The 14,911-nt window shown below is 40.9% G+C and carries 13 protein-coding genes and 1 pseudogene; 12 read left to right on the forward strand and 2 right to left on the reverse strand.

Going from position 1 to position 14,911, the window contains the following annotated elements; all coding sequences use genetic code 11:
- The first annotated feature begins 128 nt into the window (after nucleotides 1–128).
- The 8 genes from HQQ92_RS05900 to HQQ92_RS05935 all read left to right on the forward strand — a co-directional run bounded on the left by HQQ92_RS05900 (nucleotide 129) and on the right by HQQ92_RS05935 (nucleotide 9,125).
- The gene (locus tag HQQ92_RS05900; protein ID WP_173243863.1) at nucleotides 129–1,256 is read left to right on the forward strand and encodes a dTDP-glucose 4,6-dehydratase; all 1,128 of its coding nucleotides are present in this window, start codon (nucleotides 129–131) and stop codon (nucleotides 1,254–1,256) included.
- 447 nt (nucleotides 1,257–1,703) lie between these two features.
- Nucleotides 1,704–2,612: a glucose-1-phosphate thymidylyltransferase RfbA gene (gene rfbA, locus HQQ92_RS05905; RefSeq protein ID WP_173243867.1), complete on the forward strand. Its 909-nt coding sequence runs from the start codon at nucleotides 1,704–1,706 to the stop codon at nucleotides 2,610–2,612.
- 114 nt (nucleotides 2,613–2,726) lie between these two features.
- On the forward strand, nucleotides 2,727–3,602 hold the full coding sequence (gene rfbD / locus HQQ92_RS05910; protein ID WP_173243870.1) for a dTDP-4-dehydrorhamnose reductase: 876 nt from the start codon (nucleotides 2,727–2,729) through the stop codon (nucleotides 3,600–3,602).
- A 107-nt stretch (nucleotides 3,603–3,709) separates the two neighbouring features.
- Nucleotides 3,710–4,255 carry a dTDP-4-dehydrorhamnose 3,5-epimerase gene (gene rfbC / locus HQQ92_RS05915; protein WP_173243873.1) on the forward strand — a complete coding sequence of 182 codons (546 nt, stop codon included), beginning with the start codon at nucleotides 3,710–3,712 and terminating at the stop codon, nucleotides 4,253–4,255.
- A gap of 197 nt (nucleotides 4,256–4,452) precedes the next feature.
- Nucleotides 4,453–5,349, forward strand: a complete 897-nt coding sequence (locus HQQ92_RS05920; RefSeq protein ID WP_254306302.1) for a glycosyltransferase — start codon at nucleotides 4,453–4,455, stop codon at nucleotides 5,347–5,349.
- Nucleotides 5,350–5,363: 14 nt separating this feature from the next.
- Nucleotides 5,364–6,335 carry an SDR family oxidoreductase gene (locus HQQ92_RS05925; protein WP_173243878.1) on the forward strand — a complete coding sequence of 324 codons (972 nt, stop codon included), beginning with the start codon at nucleotides 5,364–5,366 and terminating at the stop codon, nucleotides 6,333–6,335.
- A gap of 9 nt (nucleotides 6,336–6,344) precedes the next feature.
- Nucleotides 6,345–6,899, forward strand: coding sequence for a sugar transferase (locus HQQ92_RS05930; RefSeq protein WP_173243882.1), 555 nt, complete (start codon nucleotides 6,345–6,347; stop codon nucleotides 6,897–6,899).
- Nucleotides 6,900–7,184: 285 nt separating this feature from the next.
- The gene (locus tag HQQ92_RS05935) at nucleotides 7,185–9,125 is read left to right on the forward strand and encodes a nucleoside-diphosphate sugar epimerase/dehydratase (RefSeq protein WP_173243885.1); all 1,941 of its coding nucleotides are present in this window, start codon (nucleotides 7,185–7,187) and stop codon (nucleotides 9,123–9,125) included.
- 218 nt (nucleotides 9,126–9,343) lie between these two features.
- Here HQQ92_RS05935 and HQQ92_RS05940 read toward each other — a convergent pair whose 3' ends face one another.
- Together HQQ92_RS05940 and HQQ92_RS05945 are read right to left on the reverse strand one after the other, a co-directional pair.
- A complete protein-coding gene (locus HQQ92_RS05940; RefSeq protein WP_375539957.1) occupies nucleotides 9,344–10,102 on the reverse strand; it encodes a HutD family protein in 759 nt (252 codons plus the stop codon).
- 147 nt (nucleotides 10,103–10,249) lie between these two features.
- A complete protein-coding gene (locus tag HQQ92_RS05945; RefSeq protein WP_173243888.1) occupies nucleotides 10,250–10,702 on the reverse strand; it encodes a copper resistance protein NlpE in 453 nt (150 codons plus the stop codon).
- A gap of 265 nt (nucleotides 10,703–10,967) precedes the next feature.
- On the opposite strand from HQQ92_RS05945, the gene HQQ92_RS05950 reads away from it, so the two are divergent.
- From HQQ92_RS05950 to rfbC (HQQ92_RS05965), 4 genes and pseudogenes are all read left to right on the forward strand, one after another.
- Complete coding sequence (locus HQQ92_RS05950; protein WP_105251973.1) at nucleotides 10,968–12,509, forward strand: DUF3369 domain-containing protein; 1,542 nt, start codon at nucleotides 10,968–10,970, stop codon at nucleotides 12,507–12,509.
- Nucleotides 12,506–13,876, forward strand: a complete 1,371-nt coding sequence (locus HQQ92_RS05955; protein ID WP_173243891.1) for a GAF domain-containing sensor histidine kinase — start codon at nucleotides 12,506–12,508, stop codon at nucleotides 13,874–13,876. The genes HQQ92_RS05950 and HQQ92_RS05955 overlap by 4 nt, the downstream gene beginning before the upstream one ends.
- Nucleotides 13,877–14,091: 215 nt before the next feature.
- Nucleotides 14,092–14,262: pseudogene (locus tag HQQ92_RS05960) on the forward strand (sugar phosphate nucleotidyltransferase); the annotation flags it as partial.
- A gap of 41 nt (nucleotides 14,263–14,303) precedes the next feature.
- Nucleotides 14,304–14,843 carry a dTDP-4-dehydrorhamnose 3,5-epimerase gene (rfbC, locus tag HQQ92_RS05965; RefSeq protein WP_173243893.1) on the forward strand — a complete coding sequence of 180 codons (540 nt, stop codon included), beginning with the start codon at nucleotides 14,304–14,306 and terminating at the stop codon, nucleotides 14,841–14,843.
- Nucleotides 14,844–14,911 lie beyond the last annotated feature (68 nt).

Genomic DNA, 14,911 nt, shown 5'->3' on the forward strand with positions numbered 1-14,911 from the left:
ATATATTCATGCTTTTGGAACCTATGGCAGTATTTTTTACGGCGAATTTTTATTCATTGTAACGCTACAATTAACTACTATTAGCGATTTTAGTTATGTTCATTTTTTAAAAAGACGATGGTGGTTTTATGAAATTACTTGTTACAGGTGGTGCTGGGTTTATTGGTTCAGCAGTTATTCGTTATATTTTGACTAATACTAAAGAATCAGTAGTTAATGTTGATAAATTAACTTATGCAGGCAATCTTGAATCTCTTAAGTGTGTTGAAAACTGTCAAAGATATACTTTTGAACAAGTAGATATCTGTGACAGGGCTGAACTAGACAGAGTATTCGCCTTGCATCAGCCGGATGCAGTGATGCATTTAGCTGCAGAATCCCATGTTGATCGTTCTATAACCGGTCCTTCAAATTTCATTCAAACCAATATTGTGGGTACTTATACGCTACTTCAAGCGGCCCGTCACTATTGGATGCAACTTGATGCTGAGCGTAAAAGCGCATTTCGTTTTCATCATATTTCAACCGATGAAGTGTATGGCGATTTACCACACCCTGACGAAATCAGTGTAGAATGCTCAATGGTGAATAGTGAATGTAACGACAACTCAACACCCAACACTCAACACTCAACATTGCCGTTGTTCACCGAGACAACACCTTATGCGCCAAGCAGCCCGTATTCGGCATCTAAAGCCTCAAGCGATCATTTAGTGCGTGCATGGCTGCGTACCTATGGCTTACCAACCATAGTGACTAACTGCTCAAACAATTATGGCCCGTATCATTTTCCTGAAAAGCTAATTCCGCTGGTTATCCTTAATGCACTCGAGGGCAAGCCATTACCTATTTACGGCAAAGGCGATCAAATACGTGATTGGTTATATGTTGAAGACCATGCCCGTGCACTCTATAAAGTAATCACTGAGGGGCAAATTGGCGAAACCTACAATATTGGTGGTCATAATGAAAAACAGAATCTCGAAGTAGTACAGACTATTTGCTGTATTTTAGATGACCTTGTGCCTAAAGAAACATCATACGTTCATCAAATAACTTATGTTGCCGATAGACCAGGTCATGACCGTCGGTATGCTATAGATGCATCAAAGATCAGCCGCGAGCTTAACTGGGAGCCTCTTGAAACATTCGAAACAGGCTTACGTAAAACCGTTGAATGGTATCTAGCAAACCAAGAATGGTGCCAACATGTTCAAGACGGCACATATCAACGTGAGCGTTTAGGCCAGCTCTAAATTTTTTAGTGGTTAATTGTGAGTGGTAAAAGCTTAGTACTGAATAGTTGGTGTGAATGATTTGTGACAGCAATATGCCCGACAAAGCGTTTCAGTTTGTAATTTGAAGTGTCAAATTACTCCAGTATTTAGTTAATGAAGATAGCGAATATGTGTTTTCAAAGCGATTGTTGCGCAGAGGAGCATGAGCTGGCGCGAACATGAATGAAGCACAAGCAGTACAAAACCACGCATATTCACCACAAAATGGCTAGTGCCGTTAACCGTTAAAGAGTTGAGAGAGATACAATCGGGTTCAAGTAAAACGGTTTGCGTCTTTTAAGTGAAACTGACTATCTAAACTCACAAGATTATTATGATAAAAGTCTATTAGTTCAGAATGAAGAACTAATCAAATTCTTACAACCATTGTGAAAACCGCACAGCAGAACCTAAAGAAGTAAAATAATGGAATTAAACACTCAACACTCAACACTCAACACTCACAATACCAAGGGTATTGTGCTTGCCGGTGGCTCTGGCACTCGCTTATATCCATTAACCCGTGGTGTGTCTAAACAGTTGTTGCCGATTTACGATAAGCCTATGGTGTTTTATCCGATATCTACGCTGATGCTTTCGGGTATTCGAGATATTTTAATTATCACCACAACCGAAGATAACGCCGCCTTTAAGCGTTTATTAGGCGATGGCTCCGATTTTGGTATTAACCTTGAGTACGCAGTTCAACCTAGTCCCGATGGTTTAGCGCAAGCCTTTATTATTGGTGAAGAATTTATTGGCGATTCGAATGTGTGTTTAGTGCTCGGCGATAACATTTTCTATGGACAGTCTTTTTCCAAAACACTCAAAAATGCAGTTTCGCGTAAATCTGGCGCAACAGTGTTTGGTTATCAGGTGAAAGATCCTGAGCGTTTTGGTGTGGTGGAATTTGATGCAGATATGAAAGCCATTTCTATTGAAGAAAAGCCTGCCAAGCCTAAATCCAATTACGCGGTTACCGGCTTGTATTTTTACGATAACAAAGTGGTGCAACTGGCAAAGCAAGTTAAACCGTCTCATCGTGGCGAGTTAGAAATTACCACATTAAACGAAATGTATCTTAATGCGAGTGAGCTAAACGTCGAACTACTCGGTCGTGGCTTTGCTTGGCTTGATACCGGCACTCACGAAAGTCTGCACGAGGCATCATCATTTGTTCAGACTATTGAGCATGTACAAGGTTTGAAAGTTGCTTGTTTAGAAGAGATCGCCTATCGCAATGGCTGGTTAACTAAAGAACGACTGCGCGAACTCGCCAAGCTTATGCTGAAAAATGAGTATGGTCAGTATCTTGCACAATTGGCTGCCCAATAGCCGTAAATTGTAAAATGGAATTGGTTGCTCGGGTGCTGCAAAATGCGGCCTCGATTTTCTAATTGATCATTATGCCCCTTAGCATTAAAAACTCATCATTAAGCATTTAGCACTATGAAAATATTAGTCACTGGTAGTAATGGCCAAGTGGGTAGCTGCCTCGTTAAACAGTTGAGTCAGATGCCAGAGATTGAATTCTTGGCGGTTGATCGTGCTCAATTAGATATAACTGACGGTGCAGCTGTCGCCAAGTTGGTCAATGACTTTAAACCCCATGCGATCATCAATGCGGCGGCGCACACCGCAGTGGATAAAGCAGAAACGGAAGTTGCGCTCTCCTATGCGATCAACTGCTATGGCCCGCAATGGCTAGCCGAAGCAGCCAATAGTGTCGGCGCGGTTATGCTGCATATTTCCACTGACTATGTTTTTGCAGGTGATAAAGAGGGTGAATATCGAGAGACAGATGCGATTGATCCTCAAGGTGTTTACGGTAAAAGCAAATTGGCCGGTGAATTGGCCGTTGCAGCCGCTTGCCCGAGGCATATCATATTGCGTACCGCTTGGGTGTTTTGCGAAACTGGCAATAATTTTGTTAAAACCATGCTTCGTCTTTCGCAATCTCGGGACGAATTAGCCGTGGTAGCAGATCAGTTCGGTGGCCCCACGTATGCTGGTGATATTGCCAATGCATTAATCGTCATGGCTAAAGCCGTTAGCGAAGGTAATCAATCATTTGGTATTTATCACTACGCGGGTTTGCCCCATGTAAATTGGTACCTATTTGCTTGTGAGATTTTCAAGCAAGGTAAGTCACAAGGTTTACTCGATAAAGAAATGCATGTTAAAGCCATTACTAGTGATCAATACCCCACACCAGCCAAGCGTCCTGCAAATTCTAAATTGGATTGTAATAAGATTCTACAACACTTTGGTATTCAAGCGAGTGATTGGCGAGCGGCATTGAATAAGTTGAATGGCTATTTATGAGGGGTTGTGCTAAGTGTTTGTTGGCAACAGTTCAAAGTTTATAATTAAACCCCAACACTCAGTATTTAATACTTCGTAACTTAACACTTATAAATCTCGAGAGAAAAATGAACATCATCGACACCAAGATTCCTGACGTAAAAATAATTGAGCCGGCTGTTTATGGCGATGAGCGAGGTTTCTTTATGGAAACCTGGAATCAACAAAAGTTTGAAGAACTTATAACTGGTAAACCAACAAGATTTGTTCAAGATAATCACTCTAAATCTAAGAAAGGAATCTTGCGAGGGTTACATTATCAAACTGAAAATACGCAGGGTAAATTAGTTCGTGTTGTTTCTGGTGAAGTATTCGATGTAGCTGTTGATATTCGTAAAGACTCACCTACTTATGGCTATTGGGTTGGTGAATATTTATCTGCTGAAAATAAACGTCAGCTTTGGATACCTGAAGGCTTTGCACATGGTTTTTATGTCGTCAGTGATGAGGCTGAATTCGTTTATAAATGTACTGATTACTATAATCCATTAGCTGAAGTTTCGATTCTCTGGAACGATAAAACATTAGCTATTGATTGGGCCGTTGACGCCAAACCTTTATTGTCAGCTAAAGATAAACAGGGTAAATTGTTTACTCAGGATACTTCATTGTAATGAAAGTTTAATTATTAATGAGCGGATGCAAAGCTAACTGAAACCTTCTGCTGCAATTTTTTATTTTATCGTGTTTTTTTTCATTTAATTAAAATTTATTGTATTTTTTTAGTTTGTGGCATTAAATGTGATTTATAAAATAAGATTTTCAATTACTTAAGATTTTTAATTTGTAAAATCATCTTATGGGAGATATCTTGGCTAAAAACGAATGTCTAATCTTGCTAGCTGCATATAATGGTGAGCTTGCTCTCATTCAACAGCTTGAGACCACTCTGTACCAAGATAATGTGATTGTTGATGTTGTTATTAGTGTTGACCTAAGTAATGACTCTACTTTAGCAATTTGTACCAATTATGCTGATAAATATCCAAATATCAGCTTGTTACCTTATGGTCAACGATTTGGAGGGGCAGGTAAAAACTTTTACCGCTTGCTGAAAGATACGGATCTTACACGTTATGACTACATTGCTTTTAGCGATCAGGATGATATATGGCCAGATAGTAAATTAGCTAAAGCTATAGAGGTGCTGCAGCATTATGATTGTTATTCTGCTAATGTCACCGCATTTTGGGAGGATGGCCGTGAAGTATTGATTGATAAAGCTCAACCACAACGTGAGTGGGACTTTTTATTTGAAGCTGCCGGTCCCGGTTGTACTTATGTTTTTAAGCGTGAAGTAGCCATACAATTTAAATCTTGGTTACTAGAACGTTATGAGAAAATTGGTGAGGATATAACGTTGCATGACTGGCTACTTTATGCTTTTGCACGTAGTCATGGTTATCGTTGGTTTATCGATCCTGAATCCATGATGTATTATCGACAACATGCCAATAATCAAGTTGGTACTAATAACAGCTTTGCGGCAGCTAGTCGACGGTTAAAGTTAATCAAAAATAAGTGGTATCGTAATCAGTCTACCAAAATTGCTGAGCATTTAGAGTTACAGCACTTGCCAGTTTTTAAATATGGCTTAAGTAAAGGTTATTTAGGTAATTTGTATTTACTTTTGCATATTAATAAACTGAGACGTAGATTACGCGACAGAGTTGCATTGTCTTTTGTATTATTATTTAATTTATTTTAAATTTGAGGGGGCACATGATTATGTTAACCGGTGCTACTGGCTTTGTCGGTGGCGCAGTTTTAACTCAGTTAATGCAACAGCCAGACTTGGCAATTCGTACTTTTGGCCGCCGTATTACAGTTAAATTATCCGTTAATACTTCGGCTAATGTAAGCCATTTTATTGGTGAAATTGACAGTGCAACAGATTATTCAGATACTTTGTGTGATATAAATGTGATCATTCATTGCGCCGCTCGTGCTCATATCATGCATGATGAAGTCGCCGATCCGCTTGCAGAGTATCGTAGAGTTAATGTGGAAGGCACGTTAAATTTAGCTCGGCAAGGTGTCGCTGCCGGAATTAAGCGATTTGTTTACCTTAGCTCTATTAAGGTGAATGGCGAGTCTACCTCTGTGGGATCTCCTTTTTATGAGTCAGATTCATTATCAGCAAAAGATTTTTATGGTCAATCTAAAGCGGAAGCAGAACAACAACTTATTGAGTTATCGAAAGAGACGGGCTTAGAAGTGGTTATCATTCGGCCTACGCTGGTTTATGGCCCAGACGTAAAGGCGAATTTCGCTGCACTAATGAATTTAGCTTCAAAAGGAATTCCGCTGCCATTTGGTTGCATAAATCAAAATAAACGCAGTCTGGTATCAGTTACTAATCTTGTTGATTTAATTATCACCTGTATTGACCACCCTAAAGCGGCTAATCAAGTATTCCTTGTTTCAGATGATCATGATGTTTCGACCTCAGAAATGGTTCGTGAAATGGCAAAGGCACTGGATAAGCCTACATGGCAACTCCCTATACCTATTTGGTGTTACAAGTTAGTGGGTAAACTATTTGATAAGTCAGATGTAGTGGATAGATTAACCGGTTCATTGCAGGTCGATATTTCTCATACGAAAGAAACCTTAGGTTGGAAGCCACCTCAGACCCTACAAGAAGGGTTCAAACAAACAGCGCAAGCTTTTCTTCAAGCAAAAACTAAATAATGGTAGAACATGATTCGTTTAATTGATTTTCTTGCAGCATTCTTTGGTTTGTTATTCCTATGGCCAATATTATTAATCGTTACCATCATTGGTTTGTTTGATACAGGCTCACCGATTTTTATCCAAACTCGGGTAGGTAGACATAAAAAGCCATTTAGTCTGGTTAAGTTTCGTACTATGAGCAAAGACACTATCTCAGTTGCGAGCCATCTTGCGAGCAATGCTTCGATCACTAAGTTTGGTGGTTTTTTACGTAAGACCAAAATTGATGAATTGCCACAACTAATTAACGTGTTAAAAGGGGATATGAGTTTAGTCGGACCACGGCCCAATTTATTTAACCAAGAAGAGCTGATTGCAGAACGCGATGCTTTGGGAGTTTATAATGTTTTGCCTGGCGTAACAGGATTAGCCCAAGTTCAAAATATTGATATGTCTACGCCTAGACTATTGGCTGAAACTGATAAGCAGATGATCGATTCATTAACCATCAAAGATTACTTTAAATACATTATTATGACGGCTACGGGGAGTGGTAGTGGTGATGCGGTTAAACCAAAGTAATTGATTATCAGTTTTATGTTTAGTGATTCGATTGGTAGTGTTTTTCTACGCTATAAACATTATTGATGTTGTTTTCATGAAGCTATTATTTTGTCTAGATTATCCCTATCTTGTTATTTTGCATACGGTTAAAGCTGCCGCTCATATTTTAGACAACATCCTTAGTTAGAGATTTTTTAACAGGGCTGTGATATTGTTGGTCTTTGTTGTTTGAGCCTCTTGAGTATGGAGGCGGTGCTGTTAATTATGGAATTTATGAAGTTTTTGAGTAAATTGGAGCGGAAAATGGAATTTTTGCAGTGTTTATTTTCTTTGAAACGGTCACATAAACGTTTAGTGAGTGTGGCGATTGATTCGGTATTTCTCTTAGTCGCATTTTGGGCAGCCTTGTTGGTGCGGTTAGATGCCGTGAGTGTCTTAACTAATAGCACATACTGGTTGCTCATTGTTTTGGTTGTGCCCGTGAGTATCATGGTGTTTGCAAAGTTAGGATTATACCGAGCTGTGCTTAGGTATATGGGTTTGCAGGCGCTTACTGCGATTATAGTAGGAGTGCTTGCATCAACTGTGTCGTTAGTGTTAATTGCGTATTACAGTGAGGCGAATTTACCCCGTACTGTACCAATTATTTACGCTGCTTTTGCCTTGGTATTTGTCGGTGGAACTCGCGCTATGGTGCGCTCGTTAGTGGGGTCTGGTCTAAAGCGCGTTGGTGAACCTGTGATTATTTATGGTGCTGGTGTGAGTGGTCGCCAACTGGTAACTTCACTTGTTCAAAGCCATGAGTATTATCCCTTTGCATTTGTTGATGACGATGCGACCTTGCATGGCACTGTCATCCAAGGAGTGCATGTTCATTCGCCTTCAATTATTAGAAAGCTCATCACACAAAAAGCTGCTACAAAGGTGTTGTTGGCTATGCCAAGTGCCTCTCGCTCTCGTCGCCAAGAGATTTTAGTCAAGCTTGAACCTTTGGCTGTACAAGTATTAACCTTACCTGCAATGGCTGATCTGGTGAGTGGTAATAAGCTTTATAGCGATATTAAAGAAGTCGAAATCGATGATTTGTTAGGACGTGATGCAGTTACTCCCCGTTGCGACTTAATGGTTGCCAATATCCGCAATAAAGTAGTGATGGTCACGGGAGCAGGAGGCTCGATTGGTTCTGAGTTATGTCGACAGATATTAAAACAATCACCTAAAAAATTAGTGCTATTTGAATTATCTGAGTTTGCCTTGTACACGATTGAGCGCGAACTTTCAGCGACAGCTTTTGAGTTAGGACTTGATGTTAAGATTTTACCGATCATGGGTTCGGTACAACGGGAAAATCGCGTTCAAGCGGTAATGCAATCTTTTAGAGTGCAAACTGTGTACCACGCTGCCGCCTATAAGCATGTACCATTGGTGGAACATAACGTCGTTGAAGGTGTGCGTAATAATATATTTGGTACTTTATACACAGCTCGCGCAGCGATTGCAGCAAAGGTTGAAACTTTTGTATTGATTTCGACGGATAAAGCTGTACGACCAACTAATATCATGGGCACGACTAAGCGTATGGCCGAGTTGGCACTTCAAGCGTTATCTAAAGAGCCGCATCAAACGCGTTTTTGCATGGTTCGCTTTGGTAATGTATTAGGATCTTCTGGATCTGTAGTACCGTTATTTCGCAAGCAAATTGCCAATGGGGGGCCAGTTACTGTTACTCACCGTGAAATTACCCGTTTCTTCATGACAATTCCGGAAGCTTCACAGTTAGTTATCCAAGCGGGGGCCATGGGTAAAGGTGGTGATGTATTTGTATTGGACATGGGTAAATCCGTCAAAATTGTCGATTTAGCGGCAAAAATGATTCGTCTCAGCGGTTTTGAAGTGAAGGATGAACTAAATCCGGATGGTGATATTGCCATTGAGTTTAGTGGATTACGTCCTGGTGAAAAATTATACGAAGAATTACTAATTGGTGATGATGTTACTGGCACTGAGCATGAACGTATTATGACTGCCAATGAAAGCTATCTTTCTTGGAAAGAGCTAGAAGTTATTCTTAATCGCTTAGATAAAGCTTGTCATGAGTTTAATCATGAAGCTATACGAGAAATCTTACTGTCAGCACCAACAGGTTTTAACCCAACAGATGGGATATGCGATTTAGTGTGGCAGCAAAAGAAAAAATTAAGTGCTGTTGATGGCCAAAATAAAGTTGTTCCGCTAGTTTCTTAGTTTTTTTGTGGTATTTGAAAAGCCAAATCAAATTTGATTTGGCTTTTTTCGTTTATAAGCACGGTTTTAAGAATAATAAGTAATTTAGTTCTTACGGTGCATCGTAACTTAGGGCTGAGAGAGGCTTGCAATATTGGTATCACTAATGAACTTTGTCATCTCGAGGTTGTACATCGGACTTGAGATTTACTTGGCAAGTTCGTAACCACTCACTCGCTTTATGACTTGCAGGCAGTAATAGACACTTGAAGTAGTCGACTTGGTCTTGTTGTTTTTAACCTTATACCATTGCCTTGCTGGAAAACGAGAATATCATAGGGCATGATCTTGATAACCTTGCCATTGTGCTCCCATGTCATGGTATCTAAGCAGCAAAGTATTTGGATGATAGGGACGTAAGATTCAGTTTTTTGCAGTTCATTTGGATAGTTGTTTGAGTTTGCAATCTGTTCTTCGATAAATGTGTCATCAAAGCTAAGCCTTTGCGTATGCGCTTTAAATGCACCGCGTTTGGTCATGACATTGAAATCAATAACATCACTGCCTAATAATTGGCTTGTTATTGAGGTTTCACCTGCAAAGCAGAATGGGCTATCTGTGGGTGTGAGTCGCTTATACTCAGCTGTATCTGTATTTCCTGATATCTTTTCTTCTGCTCCAAGGCCATTTATCTGTTTTGTCCCTTCGTGACTATTGATGCTGAGTTCAACACCATCACCTTCCAGAATGACCAGTTGCCTGTCTATGCCAATAAATGATGAAAAAGGTCCGTTGCTGCTAATACTTGCAATGCTGATCCGATAATCAAATTCAGTAAGTTCGGCATTGATGGGGGAAATGAGCAGCTGTTTAGTGCTTCCACCACCATTTTTCCATGGCGTTGATGGGCAATCTTGATAGCGGATCAGTTGTATGCTGTTATTCAAAATAACCTCTTTATTGGTTAAGAAGGTTTGTTTCGCCTTTTTTAGCTTCACAACTTCTAAAGCATGGCTTTGCGGTTGCAGAACATTTCTGCGTGACTTATGGATAACGGTACGGAGGCTTTGCTCTTACGGTAAGTGCAAAGCCTCCGTTATTCATAATCTAGTACCGCAGTTTAGTGCTAGTTGCCAGTTCTGCTTTTATAGACCTTTCTTTTTCAGCACATAATTTGCAGCAAGTTCGCCAGTGATCCGTTTGCCTTCAGTGTCTAACATGATCAACTGATTCTCACCGACCAAATATTGTGTACCATCTTCTAGGGTGATTTTCTGGCCCAGTTCGTCCCATGTCACTTTGCCCATCAGTTTTAAAATCTTTTCATCTTTACCTAAATAAACTGTTTCTTGGACAAAGCTATTATCAGCTTGCAAAGTGATTAGGGTTTGCATTCCTTCACAACTGGCGCAAGGCAATACGCCTTCATAACTACCAGCCCAATCGAGCGAGTTTTGGCTGTTATCACCTACTGGGACGGATTTTGCCGCTTCTGTTTGAGCTTGGGCTGTATTGACTGCCGTTTCTTCTTTTGGGGCTTCTGAGCAAGCCGTGGTGAATAAAGCCAGCAGTGCGATGTAACATAGTGATTTTTTCATAGTAGCTCCAATAGAAATTTTGGGAATTATGCATTAAGTTCACTCATCATACCCGCCAAGACTAGGTTAGGCTAACTTTTGCTATTTCTATTTCTATTTTTATAACAATAACTTAAGTTGTTTTTGTGTGGATTTTAAGTGGCCAGGATGTTAGTTGTTAGTCTTAAGCGGTAATCAACGGGATGATAATTTATCCTTTGAAACTAGTCACTTTCAAGATTGAATCTATACTAAAACGTAACTATTCATCGTAAACGGTGGTTTTGTGGCGTTATTTAAGAAAAGTGCTGATGTTATCGAAGATACATCCCATAAGCCTAAACAAGGCATTTGGAAGGTGGCCATTATTGATGATGAACCTGGGATCCATGATGTCACTCGATTTGCGTTAAAAAATCTGACCTTAGATAATCGAGTCTTGCAGTTCTACTCCTGTTACAGCGCTGCTGAAGGTTTAACATTATTTCAAACTGAATCAGATATCGCCTTGGCCTTTATTGATGTCGTCATGGAAACCGATCATGCAGGTTTAGAGCTAGTCCAAAAAATTCGCACTGAATTAAATAACCACAGTACCCGCATCATTTTACGTACGGGTCAGCCGGGGCAAGCACCTGAAGAGCAAGTCATTCGGGATTTTGATATTAACGATTATAAAGCCAAAACAGAGCTCACCGCGGCTCGGCTTAAGTCTTGTGTGTACACCTCATTGCGCTCCTATCGCGATATAAAAATTATCGAGCAAAGCCAAAAGGGGATGGAAAAAGTGATTGCAGCTTCCACCTCTGTACTTAAGAGCCATACATTGCATAACTTTGGTAGTGCAGTGCTCGAACAGACCTTGCAGCTGCTCAATCTTGAAAGCTCGGCTCTTTATCTCACGAGTTATCATCAAGACCTTTACCTCGATACTCAAATGAATTTGCTGGCTGCCACGGGAGATATGATCAGTTACTTTGAAGGTGGCAGCGTTGAGACTCTTCCAGGGGATGTGCGTGAACATATTATTGAAGCGATAGCGCTAAAAACTTCGCTGATCCGTGACAATATTTATGTTGGATTTTATGAGCTTAGTGGTCATGTCACCAGTATTCTCTATTTACAACACAACACTAAGTTAACGGATTTTCAAGTTAGCATTCTTGAGCTATTTGCGGCAAATGTGAGCTTAACCTTTGAGAACTTGTCGGGCCGCGAAAATGTGCAGCAGACACAAAGGGAGCTAATTTTAATCATTGGAGATGCCATTGAGCAGCGCAGTAAGGAGACTGGAGCCCATGTGCGCCGCGTAGCGCGCATGACAGAAATGCTCGCGATTGCCATTGGTATGAAGGCAGACTTTATCGAAACCATTCGTTATGCGGCGCCTCTTCATGATGTAGGCAAAATCGGTATCCCTGAGAGTATTTTGCATAAGCCCGGTAAACTCGATGCCGAGGAATGGGCGATTATGCAAACCCACGCAGAGAAGGGTTATAACTTGTTGGTTGGCTCAAATCGTATCATTGCCAAAATGGGCGCTAGAATTGCTTATACTCATCATGAACGTTGGGATGGGCAAGGTTATCCCCGTGGGCTATCGCAGGAAGACATTCCTATTGAAGGCCGCCTGATGGCGATTGTTGATGTAATTGATGCTTTGCTTTCCAAGCGAAGTTACAAAGAGGCTTGGTCTGTTGAGGCGGTGCGCGAGTACATCTTAGCGCAATCTGGTAAACAGTTTGATCCCATGTTATGTGAAGCCAGCCTTGATTTGTTAGATGTGTTTGCCTCCCTACATATTCATATTCCGGACGAGCCGCTATGACCCGAATGCTTGATCGAATTTTATTTGATGTCAGTAAGTCTCAGGTTATTGATGAGGGTGATCTCATTCAAGCATCACAACTTATCGTGAGCTCAATTTGTAAGGGATTACTGATCTCTCGGGCGGGCATTTGGTTGTTGAGTCCGGATAATCAGAGCATCACTTGTTATTATTCACTCGACAATCAACAGCCGCAAGAAGCGTTAGTGCTCAGTCGCGCGCAGTTTCCCCACTACTTTAGCCTGCTCGACAATGAGCGCACAATTGTCGCCAATAAGGCGCAAACGGATCCCGCCACTAAAGAATTTGTCGAAACCTATCTGAAACCGAATCAGATCAGCTCTTTGTTGGATAGTCCTATTCGTCACCACGGCAAAATGGTGGGGATTATTTGTTCTGAACATCAGGGCGAGGCGAGGGAATGGACTCGGGATGAGAAGGCCTTTGCCTCGGCACTCGCCGACCTTTTTGGTCGAGCCATGAGTGCTAAAGAGATCATTGAATATCAGCAACAGCTCAAGCTCATTAATACCGATCTTGAGCATAAAGTTGAGCTGCGCACCGCAGAGCTTGAAACGGCATTATCGACTTTAAAATCAACCCAAAAGCACTTAATTGAAAATGAAAAAATGGCGGCCTTAGGCAGCTTAGTCGCCGGTGTTGCCCATGAAGTGAACACCCCCCTTGGCATAGCTGTCACATCCGTGACCCATTGTTTGGATGAGTTATCCCTATTGAAAGGACTCTTTGAGAAAAATGAGCTTGATGAGGATAAATTTGTCAGCTTTATCAATACAATGCAGGATGGTTTATGCTTAATTGAGCGTAATCTTTCCCGCGCTGCAGAACTGGTGCATAATTTTAAGCGTACTGCTGCAGACCAATCGATACTGGAACGCGAGCGCTTTAATCTGAAGAATTATATTTTTCAAATATTTAGTTCATTAAAACCCTTGATGCGTAAGAAAAATATCACTTTAAAAGTTGAACTTGACGATAATATTTTTATTGATTCTTACCCCGGTGCGATCGCACAAATTTTCACTAACTTAGTCGCGAACAGTTTTCGCCATGCTTTTCCCGATGATTTTGTCGGTGATAAGCAAATTGTGATAGTGGTTGAAAAAGTGGCTTCGCAGATCAAGATGATTTATGAAGATAATGGCGTAGGCATGTCCGATGAAGTGAAAGCCAAAGCATTCGAGCCTTTTTTCACCACCGCAAGGCAGAGTGGTGGAACAGGTTTGGGGATGTCGATTATTTATAATCTGATCACACAAAAGCTGAACGGTAATGTGTCACTCTTTTCAGCGCCTAATCAGGGGTTACGTATTGAGATGCTGATCCCTGAAAGTAGTAAGGGTTGAGATAGGTTAGCGTCTTCTTATATGTTTATTAAGTAACAGACGAATTGAAATCTTACTGAGCCAAAATGGTATTGGCTTTTGCGGTTTAATATTCTGTTGCGTTGTTTTTCCTGCATTAACAGCCAGCAGCCCTGTTATCCGTTCTTCCTGCTCGCGACATTTTGTATGCTACAATCTTGGCACTTCAACATGGCTTATCAATCCTAAATATTTCAATGAGAAAAGGCATTTTACTGGCGGGCGGTACTGGCTCGCGTCTTTATCCTATGACGCTGGTTGTCTGTAAGCAATTACTGCCCATTTATGATAAACCAATGATTTATTACCCTTTGGCCACTCTGATGCAAGCTGAGATTCGGGATATATTGATCCTTTTTATACCCTACTATTTCGCTGTTTCGTGCATGACTCTATAAGCAGGTATTGGATGAAATATAGCGAAACAGAATTAGCCGAAGTATTGGTGTTTGAACCCCAAGTATTTGGTGATGAGCGTGGTTTTTTTAAGGAAACGTTCAGGCAATCCTATTTTGATGCTTGTTTTACTGCAAGAGGATTTGAGCCTCCCGTATTTGTGCAGGAAAACCAGAGTCGTTCGCAATACAATGTCCTGCGTGGATTGCATTTTCAACAGCGTAAGCCACAAGGTAAATTGGTGCGAGTCTGTGCAGGGAGCATCTTTGATGTAGCCGTTGATATACGGGCCGACTCGGCCAGCTATGGAAAATGGGTTGGGCGAGTGCTATCGGCAGAGAATCATCTGCAAATGTGGATCCCATCGGGCTTTGCGCACGGTTTTTATGTTCTTAGTGATTATGCTGATGTTATTTATCAATGTACTCAATATTATGATCCTGAAGATGAAAGCGTTTTAGCTTGGAACAGTGCTGAGTTTGCCATTGATTGGCCATTAATCGCCGCACCGATTTTATCCGCTAGAGATAGCATCGCCAGCACACCCTCATAAAGCTAATCACTACTTGTATTAAATAAATGGCCAATAGAGTCGTGAGCTAATTTGGCAGTGCAGATTTT

This window comes from Shewanella sp. DC2-4, assembly GCF_013248875.1.
Lineage (GTDB): Bacteria > Pseudomonadota > Gammaproteobacteria > Enterobacterales > Shewanellaceae > Shewanella > Shewanella oncorhynchi.

Excerpts from the sequence above, each read along its gene's own strand:
- HQQ92_RS05900 (WP_173243863.1), top strand. The coding sequence starts at position 129 with ATGAAATTACTTGTTACAGGTGGTGCTGGGTTTATTGGTTCAGCAGTT.
- HQQ92_RS05925 (WP_173243878.1), top strand. The coding sequence starts at position 5,364 with ATGATTATGTTAACCGGTGCTACTGGCTTTGTCGGTGGCGCAGTTTTA.
- rfbD (WP_173243870.1), top strand. The coding sequence starts at position 2,727 with ATGAAAATATTAGTCACTGGTAGTAATGGCCAAGTGGGTAGCTGCCTC.
- rfbC (WP_173243873.1), top strand. The coding sequence starts at position 3,710 with ATGAACATCATCGACACCAAGATTCCTGACGTAAAAATAATTGAGCCG.
- HQQ92_RS05945 (WP_173243888.1), bottom strand. The coding sequence starts at position 10,702 with ATGAAAAAATCACTATGTTACATCGCACTGCTGGCTTTATTCACCACG.
- HQQ92_RS05935 (WP_173243885.1), top strand. The coding sequence starts at position 7,185 with ATGGAATTTTTGCAGTGTTTATTTTCTTTGAAACGGTCACATAAACGT.
- rfbA (WP_173243867.1), top strand. The coding sequence starts at position 1,704 with ATGGAATTAAACACTCAACACTCAACACTCAACACTCACAATACCAAG.
- rfbC (WP_173243893.1), top strand. The coding sequence starts at position 14,304 with ATGAAATATAGCGAAACAGAATTAGCCGAAGTATTGGTGTTTGAACCC.
- HQQ92_RS05930 (WP_173243882.1), top strand. The coding sequence starts at position 6,345 with ATGATTCGTTTAATTGATTTTCTTGCAGCATTCTTTGGTTTGTTATTC.
- HQQ92_RS05955 (WP_173243891.1), top strand. The coding sequence starts at position 12,506 with ATGACCCGAATGCTTGATCGAATTTTATTTGATGTCAGTAAGTCTCAG.